This is a genomic window from Streptomyces taklimakanensis, from assembly GCF_009709575.1.
GTDB lineage: Bacteria > Actinomycetota > Actinomycetes > Streptomycetales > Streptomycetaceae > Streptomyces > Streptomyces taklimakanensis.
Window position 1 is genome coordinate 2430443 of record NZ_WIXO01000001.1, and the last position, 20541, is coordinate 2450983.

Here is a 20541-nt window from a genome sequence, read left to right on the forward strand (position 1 = left end):
CCGCACCCGTAGGATGGAGGCACGATGACGACCGAGAACAGCGACGGCGGCTACCTCAAGCGCAGCCTCGAACTCCTGTGGGGCTCCGGCGAGCGCCCCTCACGCGGCCCCAAGCCGGGCCTGTCCCTGGAACGCATCGTCGACGCGGGGGTGCGCATCGCCGACACCGAGGGGATCGACGCGCTCTCCATGCGCCGCGTCGCCGCCGAGCTGGGCGTCGGCGCGATGTCGCTCTACCGCTACGTGCCCGGCAAGGCGGAGCTGCTGGAGCTGATGATCGACCGGGCCTACCGGATGATGCCCGGCCCCGACGCCCCCCGCGACGCCGGCTGGCGCACGACCATGCGCTACGTGGCCGTCGGCAACTGGCGGATGTACCTGGCCCACCCCTGGCTGCTCCAGACCAACCTGGCGCGCCCGGTCCTCGGCCCCGGCGGCATGGCCGGCTTCGACTACGCCCTGTCGGGACTGGCCGGGCTCGACATCACCGACCGGGAGCGGATGGGCTTCATCGTCGCCCTCGACGGCTACGTGGCCGGCTGCGCCCGCACCCACGTCTACGCGGCCCAGGCCGCGCGGCGGACCGGCATCAGCGACGAGGAGTTCTGGACCGCGCACGTGCCGATGCTGGAGAAGGCGATGCTCAGCGGCGCGTACCCGCACGCGGCCGCCCTCGCCGAGGACGCCTTCGCCGTCCCCGGCGAGAAACTCTTCGAGTTCGGCCTGGAACGCCTGCTGGACGGTCTGGAGGCGTTCGTCGAGACCGGGGGCTCCCCCGACTCCGGGCTGGGCCGCGGCGAGGGCGACACCGGCTGCGGCTGACCGCCCACGGTGCCCGGCGCCCGGCACGTGCCCGGCCCGGCGGACGCCCTCAGGCCGTACCGCGTCCGTGCAGCACCAGGGCCCAGGCCAGGCAGGCGAGGGCGGCGGTGGACGCCACCGCGCGGACGGTGTTCCAGCGGACCCAGGGCCGCTCGAAGCGCTGCCGCGCGGCGGTGTCGGCAGTGGCGTCGGCGGCGTCGGCGGCGTCGGCGGCGTCGAGCCGTTCGTTGAGCGGGACGTTGACGGCCGCGGTGACGGCGAACACCACCAGGTACAGGACCAGTCCGGCGACGGCGGCCGGCAGGGCGGAGCGGTCGTCCCCGGTCCACAGCAGGACGACCGCGAGCCCCAGCACGACGGGCGTCCCCATGAAGCACGTCAGGAACCGGCCGTTGAGGATCGCCCGGTTGATCTGTCGCATCGCGGTGGCGAACGTGCGGTCGTCCCCCCGGCCCAGCCCCGGCATCACCGCGTAGGCGAAACCGGCGAACAGTCCGGCCATCAGTCCCGTGGTCACCGTGCCGACCAGCAGCGAGAGCGTCGTGAGCGCTTCCACGCGGCCCCCCTTTCCGGACGTGGGCGGACACCCGTCCGTACACCGTGCTCGAAGCGGGCTCACCGTACCGCCGGACCGGTACCGCTTCCAGGACCGCCCCCGGGCACGCGCCGGGTGTCCACGGCTCAGCCGGTCCCGCCGCCCGGGCGCCCGGACCGGCGCCCGGACCGGCGCAGGACGAGGAACAGGACGGCCCCGACGGCGAGGACGAGGCCGAGGCCGACGGTGCCGCCGCTCTCCGACCCGTCCGTTCCGCCGGCGGCGGTGTCGTCCCGGCCGGTCGCCTTCCCGTCACCGCCTTCGCCGCCGTCGCCGGACCGGTCCTCCCGTCGCGCGCTCTCGGGCAGGAACTCGTCGGCGAGCGGCATCGGCTGCACCGCGCCGCGTTCGCCCTCGGTGCCGTACAGCAGCGTCCGGCCGTCCGGGGTGAAGGCGACCGACTCCCCCTGGCGCTGCACCGGCACGGTCAGCGGCCCCAGTTCGCGCGGCCGGCCGTCCTCCCAGGCGTACAGGGTGCCGCCGAAGTAGCCGCGCACCGCCAGCCGGGTGCCGTCCGGGGAGAACGCGGCGTCGGTCGCCCACAGGTCGATCTCCGCGACGCGGGTGAAGACGTTGGTGCCGGACGCGGAGAGCTCCTCGGGCCCGGCGTACAGCGCCCCGCCCCCCTTCTCCTTGCTGACGATGTACACCCGTCCGGTGACGGGGTGGACGGCCAGCGACTCGGCGTCGCGCGGACCGTCGGCGTAGCGCACGGTGTGGCGGGTGGCCTCCACCGTCCGGTCGCCCAACTCCTCCGGTTCGGCGAAGCGGTGGATCCACACCTCGGTCCACCGCCCGCCGAAGTTGTCGCCGATGTCGCCGACGTGGACGCCGCCGGGACCGACCGAGATCGCCTCCACGTCGCGCGGGGCGACGCCCGCGAGGGTGACGGTGGCGACCGTCCGACCGGTGCGGCCGTCCACGGCGTACACGTACGGCCCGTCGTCGCTGTCGTTGTGCGTCCAGTACACGCCGGGGTGGGCACGGCTCGCGGCCAGGCCGCTGGACTCGGTGATCCGCTCGTCCTCGATGGTGAAGCCGTCGGCGGGGTCGGACGCGGCGGCCGTTCCCGGCGTCCCGGGCGCCTCGACCGTCCGGACCGTCCCCGACAGGATCACCGTCGCCGCGCCCAGGGCGCACACCAGCCTCCGCATGCCCCCCAGCCTGCCATCCCCGCGCACGGGGACACCCGACGGGACGGGTGCCGCTCCGGACGGGCCGGGCACCCGGCGCTAGGCTGGCGGGATGAGTGGGGATGCGTCGTCGAACGATGCGTTGGCCGGGCGGGTCGCCGAGTTGGCGCGTCGGGTCTCCGAACTTGAGGGGCGGCTGGGGAGCGGCACGGGAAGCCCGGGGGGCGACAAGGAGCCGGTCGCCGACGCGTACCGGGTGCTGCCGCAGCTCCGGGAGCGGCTGCGGGAGGCGGCACGTGGCGGGGTGCTGTTCGCCGGGTCCGTGGCGGGCCCGGGCGGGGAGCGCGTGGAGTGGGAACGCTCCGCCGCCACCGAGTCGGTGCTGGAGTCCGACTGGTCGGAGCTGGCCGACGCACTGGGTGCGCTGGGGCAACCGGTCCGGCTGCGGCTGCTCCAGGCGCTGCTGGAAGGACGGACCGCGGTCGCCGAACTCGTGGAGCTGGACGGCCTCGGCACCACCGGCCAGATCTACCACCACCTGCGGCAGCTCGTCTCCGCCGGCTGGCTGGAGACGGCGGGCCGCGGGCACTACCAGGTCCCACCGACCCGGCTCGTCCCGCTGTTGGTCGTGATCACCGCGGCCCGCCACTAGGCGCACCGCTCGGGCGGTGCGCGGGATCAGTCGCCCACCGCCGCGACGAGGGACTTCGGGCGCATGTCCGTCCAGACGGTCTCGACGTGTTCCAGACAGGCGGCGCGGCTGTCGGGGCCGAAGTCGCGCGTCCAGCCGGCCGGAACGTCGGCGAACTCGGGCCAGAGCGAGTACTGACCCTCGTCGTTGACCAGCACCAGGAAGGACGCGTCGTGGTCGTCGAAGGGATTGGTCACGGTTCGTCCTCTCGATCGTCACTCGTCGTTCTCGAACACGGTGCGGACGAGCCCGGCCACCGGCGCTCCGGGCTCCTTCGCGAAGGTTTCCAGCAGGTCGACCAGTTCGTCCAGGACGCCCTCGGCGGCCCCGGGCGTCACCGCGCCCGGACGGTGGTCGAGACGCAGGCGCAGCGGCCCTTCGGCGGCGAACGCCACCAGGGTCAGCGGGTAGTGGGTGGCGTCGCGGCCCTCGAAGCCGACCAGGCGCAGCCCCGGGACCGGCCGTGCGAGGGCGGCGCGGTCCAACGGGTAGTTCTCGAACACCACATGGGTGTCGAACAGTTCGCGCCGCCCCACCGAGCGTTGTATCTCGCTCAGTCCGATGTGGTGGTGCGGCAGCAGACGGGCCTGTTCGTCGCGTAGGCGGCGCAGCATGGCGCGCACCGTCTCGGCCCGGTCCAACCGCAGCCGTACCGGCAACGTGTTGACGAACAGGCCGATCATCGACTCCATGCCGGGGAGCTCCGGTTGACGGCCGGAGACGGTGGTGCCGAAGACCACGTCCGCGGTACCGCGGCGACGGGCCAACAGCACCCCCCAGGCGGCCTGCACGGCCGTGCCGAGGGTGATCCCCTCGGCGCCCAGGCTCCGCAACGCCGCGGTCGTGTCGACGGACAGTGTCGCGCTCAGCGTGGTGATGCCCTCGTCCGCCGCCCGATCGGGGGCGACCGGGACGACCGGGTCCGAACGGGGCGGTTCCCCGAGGCCGGCGAGCGCGTCCCGCCACGCCTCGCGGGCCGCGGCACGGTCGCGGGTGGCCAGCAGGGCGAGATGGTCGCGGTAGGGCGTGACCCGGTCCAGGGCGTCCGGGTCGCCCCCATGGGCGTAGAGCTCCAACAGCTCGCGCACGAGCGGCTGCATCGACCAGCCGTCCAACACCAGATGGTGGTTGGTCAGGACGAGCCGGTACTCCTCCCGGCTCCACCGGACGAGGCGGAAGCGGATCAGCGGCGGATCGTCGACGGCGAGGCGACGACGCAGGTCGGCACGGGCCAGTCGGTCGAAGACCCGTTCGCGTCTGCTCTCGGCGACGCCGGTGAGGTCGACCTCCCGCCACTCGGGGTCCGACGGCTCGGGGACGACCTGGACCGGTCGGCGCAGGCCGTGGTGGACGAACGCGGCACGCAGGTTGGGGTGGCGGACCGGCAGGGCCGCGGCCGCGGCGCGCAGTACGGCGGGGTCCGGCTCGCCGCGCAGCCGGAGGACGAACTGCGCCTGGTAGACGTCGGGGGCGGCCGGCGCGTACAGCGCGTGGAAGAGGAGCCCCTCCTGGAGGGGGGTGAGCGGCAGCACGTCCACGAACCGGGGGTGGTCGCGCTCCAGCCGGTCGACCTCTTCCTGGTCGAGCCGGACCAGGGGCAGGTCCGACGGGCTGCGGCCTCCGGCGCCCGGGGTCCTGGCGTGCAGGACGAGGGAGTCGAGGGCCGCGAACCACAGGTCCGTTACCTCACGGACCTCGGCCTCGGCGAGCCGGCCTTCGGTCCAGGTCACCACGGCCGTCAACCGCGGACCCGCGGGGCCGTCGAGCGTCAGCGCGTCGATGTCCAGCAGATGCGGTCCGAAACGGTTCGGGGCGGGGTCCGGGAGGAGGTGCTCCCCGGCGACCCCCCAGTCGGCGTCGGATCCCGCGGTGAGGCGGCCCAGGTAGTTGAACCCGAGCTGCGGGGCGGACGCCCCGACGAGCTCCGGGGCGGGGTCCGGATCGAGGTACCGCAGGACGCCGTGGCCCACGCCGCGGTCCGGGACGGCCCGCAGCCGCTCCTTGACCCGCTTGAGCGCGCGGCCGAGAGCGGGTCCCGCGGTCCACACGTCGGCCCAGGAACAGCCGGTGTCGGGCAACCGGACCGGGTACAGGGCCGTCAACCACCCCACGGTCCGGGACAGGTCGGTGTCCGGCAGGTCGGGCCGGCCGTGGGATTCCAGGTCCACCAGCAGGCCGCCGGGGCCACCCGCGCGTCCGCGGCGCCGCCGCCACTCCTCGACGGCGAGGACCAGGCCGGTGAGCAGCACCGGCTCGACCCCGCAGTGGAAGGCCGGGCCGACCTCGGTGAGCAGCGGCCGGGTCCGCCCCGGTGGCAGGGTCACGGTCAGCCGGCGCGCCGTGCGTGCGGCCCCGGCGGGCAGCGGATCCGCCAGCGGCGGGTCGGGGTCGGCCGACATGCCGGTCCACAGGGGGAGTTCGGCGCGGTGGACACCGGTCGCGCCCCGCTCGGCCAGGGTGCGTGCCCAGTGGGGGAACGGAACCGGTGGGGCGGTGAGGTCCGGCGCGCGTCCCGCGGCGAGCGCCCGGTCGGCGGCGGCCAGGTCGGAGAGCAGGATGCGCCAGGAGACGCCGTCGACCGCCAGGTGGTGGAGGACGAGCAGCAGAAGGCCGTCCCGGTCCGCGCCCCGGTCGAGGAACACCGCGGCCAGCAGGTGGCCGGCCGCCGGGTCGAGACGATCGCGGGCGGTGGCCAGGGCGTCGGCGGGCAGGGTGGTCGGCTCGCCGGCGAAAGCGCCGGCGGCGTGGCCGGTTCGGTCGGTGGGACCGGTGGGACCGGTGGGACCGGTGGGATCGCCTTGGTCGACGGGCCGGATGTGCCGGATGCGGTCGGCCACGCGGATCCGGCCGGCCGGCAGCGCGTCGAGCCGCCAGGTCCCGCCGGTGGTGTCCAGCCTCAGACGCAGCGCCGCGTGCCGGTCGACGAGTGCCTGGAGGACCGCGGTGAGCCGTTCCGCGGTCAGTCCGGCCGGGGTGCGGACGACCAGGTGCTGGTCGAACGGTCCGGTGCCGCCACCCTGCTCGCGCCACCAGTGGACGATCGGGGTCAACGGCAGCGGTCCCGCTCCGTCGTCCTGCCGAGCGCCCTCGTCGGAGGCGTTCGCGGTCACGGCCTCCGCCCGTCCCGCGAGCCCGGCCGCGGTCGGCGCGCGGAAGACGTCCTCGACGGTGATCCTCAGACCGGCGTCGTGGGCGCGGCTGACGAGTTGGATGGCGGTGATGCTGTCCCCGCCCGCGTCGAAGAACCCGTCGTGGACGCCGATCGACGGCAGTCGGAGCAGTTCGGCGAAGACATCGCGCAGCACCCGTTCCCGCGCGTCGCGGGGCCGGTCGCGGTCGGCGGCCCCCGTCGCGGTGCGGGCAACCGGGTCGGGAGCGGGCAGGGCGGCGCGGTCCGGCTTGCCGTTGCGGGTCAACGGCATCCGGTCCAGCACCACCCAGGCCGTGGGCACCATGTAGTCGGGCAGGTGCTCGGTGGCGTGTTCCCGCAGCGCGTCCGGATCGATCGCGGCGCCCTCGGCCGGCACCAGGTAGGCGACGAGGCTCCGGTGGTCGGGCCGGTCCTCGCGGACCACCACGACGGCCTGCCCCACGCCGCCGTGCCCGACGAGCACGGCGGCGACCTCGTCGGTCTCGATGCGGAAGCCGCGCAGCTTGACCTGCCCGTCGGCCCGACCGCCGAACGCCAGGGTGCCGTCCGGCAGCCACCGCGCCAGGTCGCCGGTGCGGTACATGCGCGCGCCGGGCGGGCCGAACGGGTCGGCGACGAAGCGCTGCGCGGTGGGGCCGGGGCGCCCCAGGTAGCCGCGGGCGATGCCGGTGCCCGCCAGGTACAGCTCACCGGTCACCCCGGCGGGCACCGGCTGGAGGCCGGCGTCCAGCACGTAGGCGCGACCGCCGTCCAGCGGACGGCCGATGGGAATGCCGCGCCGGACGGCCGCCTCGGCCAGGTCGGTGTCGGCGATCCGGTGCCAGGTGGCGCAGACCGTCGCCTCGGCCGGGCCGTAGCCGTTGACGACGTCGGTGTCCGGGCAGTGCCGCCGCACGGAACGCACGGCCCGGGGCGGGACGACGTCGCCGCCGGTCCACACCACGTCGAGGCCGCGCAGGCAGGCCGGGTCCTCCTCGGCGACGGCCTGGAAGAGCCCGGCGGTCAGCCACAGGGCCGTCGGACGGGTCTCGGTGATCAACCGTCGCAGGGTCCGCAGGTCGAGTTCGCCGGGCGGGGCGACGACGACCTCGCCGCCGTTGAGCAGCGGCACCCACAGCTCCATCGTGGAGGCGTCGAAGGAGTGCGGGGAGTGCATCAGCATGCGGCGGGCGGCGGTCGGTTCGTAACAGGCGTCGTCGGCGAGGGCGAGGATGCCGCCGTGGGTGATCGCGACGCCCTTGGGCACGCCCGTGGAGCCGGAGGTGAAGACGGTACAGGCCAACCGTTCCGGGTGGGGCGGGCCGGCCGTCGGCACACGGCCGGGCGGTGCCGTGCCGGGGACGGCGTCGGCAGCTGCGTCCGCATCGCGGACGTCGATGACCAGCGGTGCGTCGGGGAGCAGCTCCTCGGGCGGCCGGCCCGGACCGACCACCAGCACCGCGGCCTCGGCCTCGGAGACGACACGGGACTGCCGGGTCCGGGGCGCGCGGGCGTCGAGCGGCACGTGGACCCCGCCGCTCCCGAGGACGGCGAGGGCGGTCACGGCGTACTCGACGCCCCGGTCCATCAGCACCGCGACCCGGGTCTCCGGGCCGACGCCGGCTGCGGTCAGCCGGGCGGCGAGCCGGTCGGAGCGGAGCACCAGCTCCCGGTACGTCAGCGTCTCCGTGTCCGTGCGCAGCGCCACGGCGTGCGGCGTGCGGCGCGCGTGCTCGGCCACCCGCTCCGGGACGCTCCGGACGGTGCCGCCGGCCGGACGGGGGCGGGCCGGTGTCGCACCCCACCGGGCCAGCAGGCGGTGGCGCTCGGCCGGGGTGAGGAGCGCCGCGCGGCGCACCGGGGTGTCCGGGTCGTCGGCCATCGACGTCAGCAGCCGGAGCAGGCGGTCGCAGAGCGCCCGGGCCGTCGCGGGGTCGAACAGACCGGTGCGGTACTCGAGCACGCCGTCCAGGCCCTGGCGGACACCGTGCGCGTCGCGGTGTTCGTGGAGGCTGAACGCCAGGTCGCACTTGGCCGTGCCGGTGCCGACCGTGCCGACCTCGGCGCGCAGCCCGGACAGGTCGAGCCGGGCGGGCGGGGGCGGGGTGACGACCAGCATCACCTGGAAGAGCGGCGACCCCGTCGCGGGGCGGTGCGGTCGCACCGCCCCGACGACGAGTTCGAACGGCACGTCCTGGTGGGCGAAGGCGGCCAGGTCGGCCGCTCGGACCCGGCCGAGCAGGTCCCGGAAGGTGGGGTCGCCGGAGGTGTCGGTGCGCAGTACGAGCGTGTTGACGAAGAAGCCGACCAGCGCGTCGAACCGGGGGTCGGGCCGATCGGCGACCGCGGTGGCGATCGGGATGTCGGTGCCGGCGCCGAGCCGGGTGAGCAGCGCGGCGAGCACGGTGTGCACCACCATGAAGAGGCTCGCGCGTTCCGCCGCGGCGATGTCGGCCAGGCGACGGTGCAGGGCGGCGGGGATCCGGAAGGCGACGGTGGCCCCGTCGTCCGTCCGCGGTGCCGTCCGGTCGGTGGGCAGCGTGATGCGGTCCGGGAGGCCGTCCAGGGCCCGGACCCAGTGGGCGAGTCGGCGTTCGGCGTGGTCCGTGCGTTCGCTCTCGGTTCCGAACGCCACCCGCTGGTCCAGCGCGAAGTCGGCGTACCGGCAGGGCGGCGGCGGCCGGTCGACGGGCGGTGTGCCGCGCAACCGGCCGGCGTAGGCGGCTTCGAGGTCGGCGGCGAGCGGGGCGAGCGAGGCGTGGTCGCACGCGATGTGGTGGAGGAGCAACAGCAGGGTGCTCTCGCCGTTCTCCGTGGTGAACAGCTCGGCGCGCAGCGGGGGTTCGCGGTCGAGCCGGAAGACGTGCCGCGCGCGACGGGCCAACAGGGCGGGCAGTTCGGCCGCGGTGACGGCCGTCTCGGCGAGGTGCGGACGGGCTTCGGCGGCGGGCAGGATCCGCTGGTAAAGGCGGCCGGCCTCCTCCCGGACGACGGTGCGCAGCACCTCGTGGCGATCGGTCAGGTCGCCGAGGGCGGCGGCGAGCGCCGTCCGGTCCGGAACGCCGGTCAGGCGCAGGGTCAGCGGCACGTTGTAGGCGCGGTCGGCTCCGGCGTGGCGGTGCAGGAACCACAGGCGGCGCTGCGCGAAGGAGAGGGGGAGGCGCTCCGGGTGGTCCCGCGGCTCCCGCGGCGCCTCGGGGACCCGGACGTGCGGGGAGAGGCGGGCCGCGAGGGCGGCGACGGTCGGGGAGTCGAAGACGTCCCGGACGTCGATCTCGACGTGGTGGGTGGCGCGGATCCGGGCGGCCAGCCGGGCGGCGCGCAGACTGTCGCCGCCGAGGTCGAAGAAGTCGTCGTGCGGGCCCACCCGGTCGGTGCCCAGGACGTCGGCGCAGAGGTCCGCCAGACGTCGCTCCAGCGGGGTGGCGAACGTCGGGACGCCGCGGTCCTGGGGCTCCCGGTCCCCGAGGGCCGGCAGGGCGGCACGGTCGAGCTTGCCGTTCCGGGTGAGCGGAAGCGCGTCGAGCAGCACCAACCCGGCCGGGACGAGGTGCGCGGGCAGCCGCGCGCGCAGCCTGCGGCGCAGCCGGTCCGGAAGTCCGTCCACCGGCCGGCCGCGTTCCGGCACGACGTAGCCGACGAGCCGCGGCTCGCCCCCCGCCGCGTCGGGTACCGCGGTGACGGCGGCGGCGACCACGTCGTGCTCGGCCGAGAGCGCGGCCTCGACCTCGGCCGGCTCGACGCGGTGGCCGCGGACCTTGAGCTGGTCGTCGGCGCGCCCCAGGTACTCGAGGGTGCCGTCCGTCGTCCATCGGGCCAGGTCGCCGGAGCGGTAGAGACGGGAGCCGGGCGGACCGAAGGGGTCGGCGACGAAGCGCTGCGCGGTGAGAGCGGGGCGGCCGAGGTAACCGCGGGCCACCCCCCGGCCCGCCACGTACAGTTCGCCGGGGGTGCCGGGCGGCACCGGGCGCAGGCGGCCGTCCAGCACGTAGAGCCGGGTGCCGGGGAGCGCGGCGCCGATCGGGCTGCCGGCGCGCTCGGTGTGGTCGCCCGTCAGGTCCAGGCGCGTGGCGTGGACGGTGGTCTCGGTGATGCCGTACATGTTGACCAGTACCGGGGAGTCCGGTCCGTGCCGCCGGTACCAGCCGCGCAGGGCCGGCGGGGACAGCGCGTCGCCGCCGAGGACCACCCGGCGCAGGGCCAGCCCCCGGCCGCGCGACGGCTCCTCCGCGTCGGCCCGGTCCAGGGCGGCGAAGGCGGACGGCGTCTGGTTCAGCACCGTGACGCGCTCGCGCACCAGGAGATCGAGGAACGCCCGGGGGGAGCGGGCCGTGTCGCGCGGTACGACCACGAGCCGTCCGCCGTGGACCAGGGCTCCCCACAGCTCCCACACGGAGAAGTCGAAGGCGCAGGAGTGGAAGAGCGTCCACACGTCCGTCTCGTCGAAGCCGAAGGACGCGGCGGCGTCCGTCAGCAGCGCCACGGGGCCCTCGTGCGGTACCACCACGCCCTTGGGACGGCCCGTCGACCCCGAGGTGTGGATCACGTAGGCGGCGTGCGCGGGGGTCAGCGGGGACCGGCGGTCGGCATCCGTGAGGTCCGTGTCGTCGCCGTGCTCCGGCGAGTCGGTGAGCGGGTCGCCCGGGACGAGCACGCGGACCGGACGGGTGTCGGCCAGGATCAGCCGGGCCCGTTCGTCCGGCCACTCCGGGTCGATGGGCACCGCGGCCGCTCCGGACTTGGCCACGGCCAGCAGCGCGACCACCAGCTCCGTGGAGGGCGGGATCCGCACGGCGACGGTGCGTTCGGGCCCGGCCCCGATCCCGACCAGCGCACGGGCCAGGCGGTTGGCTCGGGTGTTGAGGTCGCGGTAGCTCAGGACGGTGTCGCCGAAGCCGACCGCCGAAGCCTCCGGGAAACGGGCCGCGGCCCGCTCGAAGAGCCGCGGGAGCGTGACCGCGACGGGCGCGGGGGACGCGGTGGGCCGCGGCACCGTACGGCGGCGCTCGCCGGCGGACAGGTGGGCACAGCGACCGGCGGCGCGTTCCGGGGCGGCGGCCAGTTCGGCCAGCAGACGGACGTAGCGGCGTGCCTCGGCCGCCGCCTCGCGAGGGCCGTACCGGGCGGGGTCGGCGTCCGCGTCGACGCGGAGGCCGCCGTCCCCGTCCGGGTAGACGGTGACGGACAGGTCCCGGACCGGCCCGATGGCGACGTTCCGCGTCGTCATCGGCCGACCGGCGAAGTCACGGCCGTAGCTGAACGGCATCACGTTCACCGCCAGGTCGTACGGCGCGCTCCCGGTGCCCGCCAGGCCGAGGTCGTGGAGCAGGTCCTCGTACCGGTAGCGCTGGTGCGGGAGGACGGCGGCCGTCTCGTCGGCCACCGCGCGCACCACCTCGCCGAGCGGACGGTCCGGGTCGACGGGCACCCGCAGCGGCAGGACGTTCGACGCGGTGCCGGCGGGCAGCCGGGCCACCGCGCGGTCGCGGCCGGCCACCGGCAGCCCCAGTACCACCTCGTCGGGACCGCCGACGCCGGAGCGGACGTGCGCGAGCAGCGCCCCGGCCGCGGCGGCCGCCGCGGGCCAGCGCACGCCGAGCCGGCCTGCGGTCCCGCGCAGCGCGGCGAAGCACGCCGCCGGAAGGCGGGCGACGCCACGCGCCGCGACGCCACCCGCCGCGGCACCGCCGGCCGCGCGCCCCGGAGCGATCCCGGCGAGCCGGTCCAGCCAGAAGGCGCGGTCGGCGACGGCGGCGGGCGAGGCCCGGTAGGCGCGCTCCGCCTCCGGCAGGGCCTCCAGTGGGTGTACGACCGGCTCCGGCCGCTCCCCGCGCTCCAGCGCGGCGTAGAGTCGCCCGACCCTGCGGACCAGCAGCGCGCTGCCGACGCCGTCGAGCACCAGGTGGTGACAGGCCAGGTACCAGCGGAACCGGTCGTCGGCCAACCGCAGCAGGGCGGTCCGGAACGGCGGACCGGCGGCCAGGTCGAACGGCCGCGCCACGTCCGCCCTCGCCCACGCCGTCGCCGCGGCCGCCGGGGACGGTTCCGCGCGCAGGTCCACCCGGAGCGTCTCCCACACCGGTGGCGGCCCGGCCCACTGCCTCGGCTCGCCGGTGTCGTCCACCACGAACCGGGCCCGCAGCGGGGCGGTCTCGGCCACGGCGGTCGCGAACGCGGCCTCGAACAGGGCCGGATCCAGCGGTCCGGCCATCTCGACGGCCACCCCCACGTGGTAGCGGGCCGGGTCGCCGAGACGGGCACCCACCCAGATGCCGCGCTGTGCCGCGGTCAGCGGCACCGGGTCGGTCGGCGCGACCGTTCCGGGGCCGGTCACCGGGGGGAACCCGACGCCGTGCCCCGGGCGCGCAGCAACGGGGCGAGGATCTCGCCGATCTCGGCCAGCGGACCGGGCCTGCCCATCTCCGCGTGCGGACACGCCACGGGGCGCACGTCCGGCTTCCCCCCGTCGAGGTACGGCCGCCACTGTTCGGCGGCCACCTCGGGGGAGGTCCCCAGCGCGGTGAAGACCAGCAGGTCGCCGCCGTAGCCGGAGGGGGTGTGGTCGTGTGAGAGGACGGCGTTGTTGGCGTAGATCCGGCAGAGTGTCCCGATCGTCTCCTCGTCGAACGACGCCAGCAGACCGGTGTGTTCGCGGGCGATCTCCAAGAAGCGCGACCGGGTCAGCTCCTCACCGGCCCACAGGGCCGGGTCGTAGCCGAAGAACTGCAGGATCGTCCCCATCACGTGGTCCGGGCCGAAGCGTTTCGCGGTGCCGTCGTCCCCGCGGTCGCCAAAGCCTTCGGTCCCGGCCGGAGGACCGGACGGCAGCGCGTCGAGGACGGCCAGCAGGCCCGCGGGTTCCCCCGCCCGCTGGAGCTGCACGGCCATCTCGTGCGCCACCAAACCGCCGAACGACCACCCGAGCAGGTGGTACGGACCGGCCGGCCGCACGCTGCGGAGCCGGTCCACGTAGTCCGCGGCCATCTCGGCGATCGATCCGGGCAGTACCCGCGAGCCGTCCAGGCCGCGCGCCTGGAGCCCGTACACCGGTTGGTCGGTGCCGAGCGGCCCGGTCAACCCCGCGTAGGACCAGGCGATGCCGGCGGCCGGGTGCACGCAGAACAGCGGCGGCCGGTCGCCTTCCTCCCGCAGCGGCAACAGCACCCCGGTGCCGCCGAGAGCCGGTGGTACCGGCTCTCGGCGGCGCCGTACCGGAGCCGCGGCCGCGGACCGCGGGCCGTCCACGGGGTGGTGCGGTGCGTACGCGACCCGCTCCAGCAGCGCGACGAACCGCTCGGCGAGGCCGTTCGCGCGCTCGGGGTCGACCAGGTGCGGCCGGTACTCGACCTGTACGGCCAGCGTGTCACCGCGGTGACTGAGGACGACGCCCAGCGGGTAGTGCTGCCGGTCGTCACCGGAAGCGCGGACCAGTTCCAGACCGGGGGCGGGACGGCGCAGCGGCTCGTCGTCGAACGGGTAGTTGGCGAACGACATCATCGTGTCGAACATGTCTCCGCTGTCGGTGATACGGCGGATGTCGGTGAGGCTCATGTGCTGGTACGGCAGGAGCGCGGCCTGCTCGTCCTGCACGCGCACGAACAGTTCGCCCGGGGACTCGGCCGGGTCGAGCCGCACCCGCGTCGGCACGGTGTTGATGAACAGTCCCACCATCCCCTCGACCCCCGGCAGTTCGGCCGGCCGGCCGGAGACCACCGAACCGAACACGACGTCCCGCCGGCCGGTCTCCTCGCCGAGCACGATCGCCCAGCACGCCTGGAGCACGGTCGCGACGGTCACGCCGTGCCGCCGCGCCATGTCCACCAGCGCGCGGGTCACGTCCTGGTCCAGCGAGAACCGCAGGTGCCGCGACGGTTGCGGCTCGCCCTGCTCCCGGCGGCCGATCCGGGTGGCGGTCAGACCGTCCAACGCCGAGCGCCAGGCCTCCTCGGCCGCCTGCCCGTCCACTCCGGACAGCCAGTTCAGGTACTCGCGGAACGGCGTTCCCGCGGGCAGCCCGTGCGGGGTGCCGGTGACCTGCGCCCGGTAGAGGGCGAACACCTCCCCGACGACGATCGGCAGCGACCAGCCGTCCAGCAGGATGTGGTGCGTGGAGAACACCAGCCGGCGCCGTCCGCCGCCGAGGTCGATCAGCAGCAGCCGCATCAGCGGCGGCCGGCCCGGATCGTAGGGGCGGGCGCGCTCGTCCGCCAGGAGGCGTTCGACCTCGCGCTCCTTCCCCTCCTCCGACAGCGCGCTCAGGTCCGCCTCCCGCCACGGTGGTTCCACCCCGGGCCGGAGGATCTGCACCGGCTGCGACAGGCCGGTGTGCACGAAGGCGGCGCCGAGGTTGGGGTGGCGGTCCAGAAGGGCGCGGAACGCCGCCCGCATGGCCGCGGTGTCCAGGTCCCCGTCCAGTTCGAGCCAGAACTGGACGGTGTACAGCGAGTGCGGCGCGTCCCCGGAGCCGCCTTCCTCCGAGTCGTCCAGCGCGCCGAGGAGGAGGTGGTAGAGCATGCCCTGCTGGAGCGAGGAGAGCGGCAGGACGTCCGTCAGGCCCGGGTGGTCGCGCTCCAACCGTTCGACCTGCTCCTGGTCGAGGTCGACCAGCGGGAAGTCGGACGGTGTACGGCCACCGGCGCCCGGCTCGGCGGCGTGCGCGGCCAACGCGTCCAGGATCTCGAACCACGTGTCGGCCAGCTCGTCCACCAGGCGGTCGTCCAGGATCCCGTCCGCCCAGGAGAACGCGACGCGCAGCTCGGCGCCGTCCGCGGTGTCCTCGGTCAGGGCGTTGACGGACAGCGGGTGGTCCAGCGGCATGTCCGCGTCCGCGCCGGCCGTCATGCCGGTCTCGGGCGCGGGCGACCAGTCCTGTTCGCCCCGGTCGGCGGGGAGCAGGAAGCGGCCGAAGTAGTTGAAGCCGATGTGCCGGGGTTCGGCGGCGGCCAGCCGGGGTCCGGTCTCCGGGTTGAGGTGGCGGAGCATGCCGAATCCGATCCCCTTGTCCGGGATGCCGCGGAGCTGCTCCTTCACCCGCCGCAGGGCCCGGCCGAGTTCGGCACCGGAGGCGGGTCCCCGGCCGGGCTCGGTGCCGGGGGCGAGACGCACCGGATACATGCTGGTGAACCAGCCGACCGTGCGCGACAGGTCGGCGCCGGGCACCACCGGTTCACGGCCGTGGCCCTCGACGTCGATCACCACGTCCTCGGTGGTGTCCAGGCAGCGCTGGACGGCCAGGGCGAGGGCGGTCAGCAGCACGTCGTTGATCTCGCAGTGGAACGCGGCCGGGATGGTGGTGAACAGGTGTCGGGCCCGGTCCGCGCCGTAGACCGCGGTGCGGGAGCGGGCCGTGCCGGTGGTGTCGCGGGCGGGGTCCAGGGGGCGCTTGGCGAGCCGGGGGCCGGGGACGGCCAGCATCCTCTCCCACAACGGGAGTTCGGCCGCCCGCTCGGGGGTGCGCGCCTGCTCGGCCAGGGCGCGGCTCCAGTGCCGCAGGGAGGTCTCGACCGGGCGGAGGCGGGGTGTGCGGCCCGCGGCGATCTCCTGGTGGGCGGCGACGAGGTCGGGCACGACGACGCGCCAGGAGACACCGTCGCAGGCCAGGTGGTTGGCCATGAACAGCAGGCGGCCCGGTGCCTTCGGTCCCGCGTCGAACCAGACCACGCGCACCATGCGACCGGCCCGGACGTCGAGTTCGCCCTGGGCCCGGCGGCTCTCCCGGAGCAGGACGTCGACGAGACCGTCACCGGTGGCGGCACCGATCGGCACCCGCCGCACGCAGGCGGCGGCGGAGACGGTGCCCGCGGGACGGACTTCCAGGGACCAGCCCGGCGCCGACCGGTCGAGCCGGAGCCGGAACGCGTCGTGGTGGTCGACCAACGCTTGGACGGCGGCGGTCAGTCGATCCTCGCGCAGTCCTCCGGGGACGCGGAGCAGCACGGCCTGGTGGAAGCCGTCGACGGGGCCGCCCTGGTCGCGCAGCCAGTGCATGATCGGGGTGAGCGGAACGTCGCCGACCGCCGCGTCGACGCCGTCGGCCGCGCGCCGGGTGGTCTCGCGGGCGGCCCGGGCGAGGGACTGGACCGTCTTGTGCTCGAAGACGTCCTGGGGAGTGAGGACCAGCCCGGACTGCCGCAGTCGGCTGACGAGTTGGATGGACATGATGCTGTCGCCGCCGAGGTCGAAGAAGCTCCGGTCCCGCGGTACGCGGGACGTGCGCAGCACCTCGGCGAAGGCCGCGGCGACCAGGTCCTCCCGGGACGCGGGGGCCGCGCCCGCCTTCTCGTCCGCGGGTTCGGAGGGCACGGGCGCGACGGCCGACGCCGGTTCCGGTTTCGGGGCCGGGGCCGGGGCCGGTTCCGGGGCGAGGAGAGGCCGGGGTTCCGTCCCGCGGGAGAGTTTGCCCCCGGGGGTGCGGGGGAGGGACGCGGTCGGACGGATCTCGGCCGGGACCAGGTGGGCGGGGAGACGCTCGGCGAGCCACGCGCGCAGCCCCTCCGGGGTCGGCGGCGCGGCCGCGTCCACCGGGACCGGGTAGGCGATCAGCCGGGGGTGCCCCGGCCGGTCCGTACGGACCGCGGCCATCGCCTCGACGACCCCGGGGTGCCGGCCCAGGACCGCCTCCACCTCGCCCGGCTCGACGCGGAAGCCGTTGATCTTCACTTGCGCGTCCACCCGGCCGAGGAACTCCAACTGCCCGTCCGTCCGCCAACGGACCAGGTCGCCGGTGCGGTACATCCGCCCACCGGGCGGGCCGAAGGGGTCCGCCGGGAAGCGTTCCGCGGTCAGCCCCGGACGCGCCAGGTAACCGCGCGCGATCCCGTCGCCGGCGAGGTACAGCTCGCCCGCGCGGCCCGGTTCCACCGGCCGCAGCGCGCTGTCGAGCACATATGTGTGGACGTGGCCGAGCGGGCGGCCGATGGGCGGCGCGTCGCCGGCCGGGGCCTCACCGGCCCGCCAGGCGGTGGCGTACACGGTGGCCTCGGTCGGCCCGTAGACGTTGAGCAGCCGGGTGCCCGGCATCACCTCGGCGATCCGGGCGGCGAGGGCGCCGGGCAGCGCCTCCCCCGCCACCGCCAGGGTCCGGGCCGACAGATCCAGCCCCGTCCGCTCCAGCAGGCGGCCCAGCACCGAGGGAACGGCGCACACCAGGCCGCCGGACCAGCGCGGCGGCTCGTCGTCCAGCAGGGAGAGCAGGCTGGCGACGATCTCCACCGTGCCGCCGGCGGCCAGCGGCGCGAACACCTCGACCACCGACACGTCGAAGCCGAACGACGTCGCGGCGAGGCCGTGCGCGAGCGCCTCCGCGCCGAGTTCGGCCTCGGCCCAGGCCAGCAGCGGCGGCACGTTGCGGTGCGGCACGACGACCCCCTTCGGCGTGCCCGTCGACCCCGAGGTGTAGACGACGTACGCCGGATGGTCGGGCAGCAGCGGTGCGATCCGGTCGGTGTCGGTGACGTCGTGCGACGCGACGGCCCCGGATTCCTCCACCACCGCGGCGTCGTCCAGGACGACGACCGGGCCCGGTGGGTCGCCGAGGTCGCGGGCGGCCCCCGCCGCGTCGGTGACCAGGCACGAGGGCCGAGCGTCACCGATCATGAAACGGAGCCGCTCGGCCGGGTACGCCGGGTCGAGGGACAGGTAGGCGGCGCCGGACTTCAAGACCGCCAGCATCGCCACGAGCGTGTCCGCGGACCTCGGCAGCAGCAGCCCGACCACCCTCTCGGGCCCGGCTCCCCGACCGATCAGCACCCTGGCCAGCCGGTTGGCCCGCTCGTGCAGTTCACGGTGGGTGAGGCCTCCGGTCCGGTCGCGCACCGCGACCGCGTCCGGTGCCCGCCGCGCCGCCGCCTCCAGCAGGGCGGTCAGCGTGCCGGGTACGGCTCCGCGCGCCGCCGGCCGGGACCAGACGCGAACGGTGGCCGCCTCGCCGGTGTCCAACAGCTCCAGGGCGCCCACCGTGCGGCCGGGCGCCGCGACGGCCGTGTCCAGCAGGGTGCGCAGGCGCCGGGCGTGCGCGTCGAGTTCGGCCTCGGAACGGCGGTCGGCGGGGCCGGTGAGGACCGCCCGGAACCGGTGACCGGACGGGTCCTCCTCCACCACGATCCGCACCACCTCGTCCGGGCCGGCCGGGCCGTCCGGCTCCACGCCGATCCGGCGGCCGACCGCCCGGTGTTCGCCGAACCGCAGCTCGGGCCCGGCCTCGCGGACGTCGACGACCGTGCCGTACAGCCGGGCACCGGGAGCGGTCAGGCCGAGCTCGCGACAGACCTCGGCGTGCCGGACCCGCTGGTGCCGTCGGGCCCGACGGGACTCCACGCCGACCTGCCGGACCAACTCCGCGAACGGCGTGCCGGCCCGGACGTCGAGACGCAGCGCGGCGACGTCCTCGGCCGCGGCCGGCGTCCGCCGTGCGGCGCGCTCCGGGCGGCCGTCCACCGGCAGGCCGAGCACCACATCGGTCTCGCCGGTCGTCCGGTGCAGGTAGGCCGCGACGGCGGCGATCAGGACCGCGCGCGGGTGGGCGCCGCAGTACCGGGCCGCGGCGCGCACCCGGTCGGTCGCCGCGACGTCGAGGACGGCGGACACGGACAGGCCCGCCCCCGTCCCGGCCCGCCCGGTCGACACCGAGGGCGTCGGCGCCCCGGGAAGCGTCAGCGGCTCGGGACGGTCGGCGAAGCGTTCGCGCCAGTAGGCCGCGTCCGCCTCCCGGGCCGGGGAGGCCCGGTAGGCGGCCTCGTCCGCGGTGAACCGCCCCAGTGGCGACAGCGCGTCCTCGGCCGGGAGGGTCCCGTCGATCCGCGCGGTGTACACCTCGGCGGCGCGGCGGCCCACCAGGGCGCAGCCGAACGCGTCCAGGACCGCCCGCGGGTGCCGGTGGAACCACGCGAACCGATCGGCCGCGAGTCGGAGCAGGGCCTGCGCGGACCTCGTCCCCGCGTCGTCGGCGGCCAGTTCGGCCCGCAGCCACGCCTCGGCCGCGGCCGCCGGGTCGGCCTCGTCGGCGAGGTCCACCATGGCCAGCGGCAGGCTGCCCCCGTCGGTGAAGCCCGGGGGTCCGGCCGGTCCGTCCGTCGCGCGCAACCGTACGGCCTCCGCCTCGTCGACGACCTGACGGATCGCTTCCTGCAGCACGGTCACGTCCACCGCCCCGTGGATCTCCACGACCTCGGCCACGGCGGTGCCGGCCGTCGGGACCCACGTGATGTCGCGCTCAGACATGGCTGCCAACTCCTGCGTGCCGGGATCGGTCGGTGGCTCGGTGGCTCGGGTACGGATGGAATCCACGGCCGCTCTTCCTCCCGAGGTTTCCCTCGGCGACCAGCCGGGCCAGCAGCGGCGTCGGCCGGAACCGTTCGTCACCGGTGTGCTCGCGCAGCACGTCGAGGGTGTCGAGCACGGTGTCGAGGCCGATCAGGTCCGCGGTCCGCAACGGTCCCGTGGCGTGCCCGAAGCAGTCCTGGAAGACGCGGTCCACGGTGTCCGCGTCGGCGGTGCCCTCGTCCACGACGGCGGCCGCCTCGTTGACCGTCAGCATCAGCACGCGGTTGCCGACGAAGCCGGGGCCGTCACCGACCACGATCGCCTCCTTGCCGAGACCCGCCAGGAGGTCCACGGTCAGCGCGAGGGCGTGCGCGCCGGTGTGCGGGGACCCGACGACCTCGACGGTGTCCTTCAACGGGGCCGGGTTCATGAAGTGGGTGCCGACCACCCGCTCGGGCCGGCCGGTGAAGGAGCCCAGTCGACCTATCGGAATCGCCGAGGTGCACGACGCGAACACCGTCTCGGGCGGACACACCCGATCCAGCTCCCCGAGGACCGCCTCCTTGAGCGGCACCCGCTCCGGCACGCACTCCACCACGAAGCGGGCGCCGGACAGGGCGGAGAGCCCCTCCGCCCAGGTCACCCGTTCCTCCACCGGGCCCACGGCCCGTCGGCGCAGCAGACGCACCGCGCGCACACCGGCGCGCAGGCGCTCCGGTCCGGCGGCACGCGCGGCCGGATCCGGGTCGACGACCACGACGGGGTGGCCGGCCGCGGCGAAGCACTGGGCGACGCCGGTCCCCATGGTGCCGGCGCCCACGACGCCGACCGGCAGCCCGGTCGTGCCGGATGGTTCGCGGTCCTTGCTCTCGCCCACGTGGGGCTCCCTTCCCGGTCGGGTTGTGCTCGC

The 20541-nt window shown here is 75.6% G+C and carries 8 protein-coding genes; 2 read left to right on the top strand and 6 right to left on the bottom strand.

Annotation, left to right across the window (positions count from 1 at the left end; genetic code table 11):
- Positions 1-24: 24 nt before the first annotated feature.
- Positions 25-822 carry a TetR/AcrR family transcriptional regulator gene (locus F0L17_RS10540; RefSeq protein ID WP_155070871.1) on the top strand — a complete coding sequence of 266 codons (798 nt, stop codon included), beginning with the start codon at positions 25-27 and terminating at the stop codon, positions 820-822.
- Between the two features lie 49 nt (positions 823-871).
- Here F0L17_RS10540 and F0L17_RS10545 read toward each other — a convergent pair whose 3' ends face one another.
- The gene (locus F0L17_RS10545; protein WP_338018033.1) at positions 872-1378 is read right to left on the bottom strand and encodes an anthrone oxygenase family protein; all 507 of its coding nucleotides are present in this window, start codon (positions 1376-1378) and stop codon (positions 872-874) included.
- 125 nt (positions 1379-1503) lie between these two features.
- Positions 1504-2571 carry a hypothetical protein gene (locus F0L17_RS10550; RefSeq protein ID WP_155070872.1) on the bottom strand — a complete coding sequence of 356 codons (1068 nt, stop codon included), beginning with the start codon at positions 2569-2571 and terminating at the stop codon, positions 1504-1506.
- Positions 2572-2662: 91 nt separating this feature from the next.
- On the opposite strand from F0L17_RS10550, the gene F0L17_RS10555 reads away from it, so the two are divergent.
- A complete protein-coding gene (locus F0L17_RS10555) occupies positions 2663-3202 on the top strand; it encodes an ArsR/SmtB family transcription factor (RefSeq protein WP_155070873.1) in 540 nt (179 codons plus the stop codon).
- A 26-nt stretch (positions 3203-3228) separates the two neighbouring features.
- Here F0L17_RS10555 and F0L17_RS10560 read toward each other — a convergent pair whose 3' ends face one another.
- The 4 genes from F0L17_RS10560 to F0L17_RS10575 are packed head-to-tail and all read right to left on the bottom strand — an operon-like array spanning position 3229 to position 20508.
- The gene (locus tag F0L17_RS10560) at positions 3229-3438 is read right to left on the bottom strand and encodes an MbtH family NRPS accessory protein (RefSeq protein WP_162466043.1); all 210 of its coding nucleotides are present in this window, start codon (positions 3436-3438) and stop codon (positions 3229-3231) included.
- Between the two features lie 18 nt (positions 3439-3456).
- On the bottom strand, positions 3457-12705 hold the full coding sequence (locus tag F0L17_RS10565) for a non-ribosomal peptide synthetase (protein WP_155070874.1): 9249 nt from the start codon (positions 12703-12705) through the stop codon (positions 3457-3459).
- On the bottom strand, positions 12702-19589 hold the full coding sequence (locus tag F0L17_RS10570; protein WP_155070875.1) for a non-ribosomal peptide synthetase: 6888 nt from the start codon (positions 19587-19589) through the stop codon (positions 12702-12704). The genes F0L17_RS10565 and F0L17_RS10570 overlap by 4 nt, the downstream gene beginning before the upstream one ends.
- Complete coding sequence (locus F0L17_RS10575) at positions 19582-20508, bottom strand: 3-hydroxyacyl-CoA dehydrogenase family protein (protein WP_338018034.1); 927 nt, start codon at positions 20506-20508, stop codon at positions 19582-19584. The genes F0L17_RS10570 and F0L17_RS10575 overlap by 8 nt, the downstream gene beginning before the upstream one ends.
- Between the last annotated feature and the right edge of the window lie 33 nt (positions 20509-20541).

What these genes read in the sequence shown, in the direction of transcription:
- F0L17_RS10570 (WP_155070875.1), bottom strand. Translation starts at nt 19,589, where the DNA reads ATGTCTGAGCGCGACATCACGTGGGTCCCGACGGCCGGCACCGCCGTG.
- F0L17_RS10550 (WP_155070872.1), bottom strand. Translation starts at nt 2,571, where the DNA reads ATGCGGAGGCTGGTGTGCGCCCTGGGCGCGGCGACGGTGATCCTGTCG.
- F0L17_RS10555 (WP_155070873.1), top strand. Translation starts at nt 2,663, where the DNA reads ATGAGTGGGGATGCGTCGTCGAACGATGCGTTGGCCGGGCGGGTCGCC.
- F0L17_RS10540 (WP_155070871.1), top strand. Translation starts at nt 25, where the DNA reads ATGACGACCGAGAACAGCGACGGCGGCTACCTCAAGCGCAGCCTCGAA.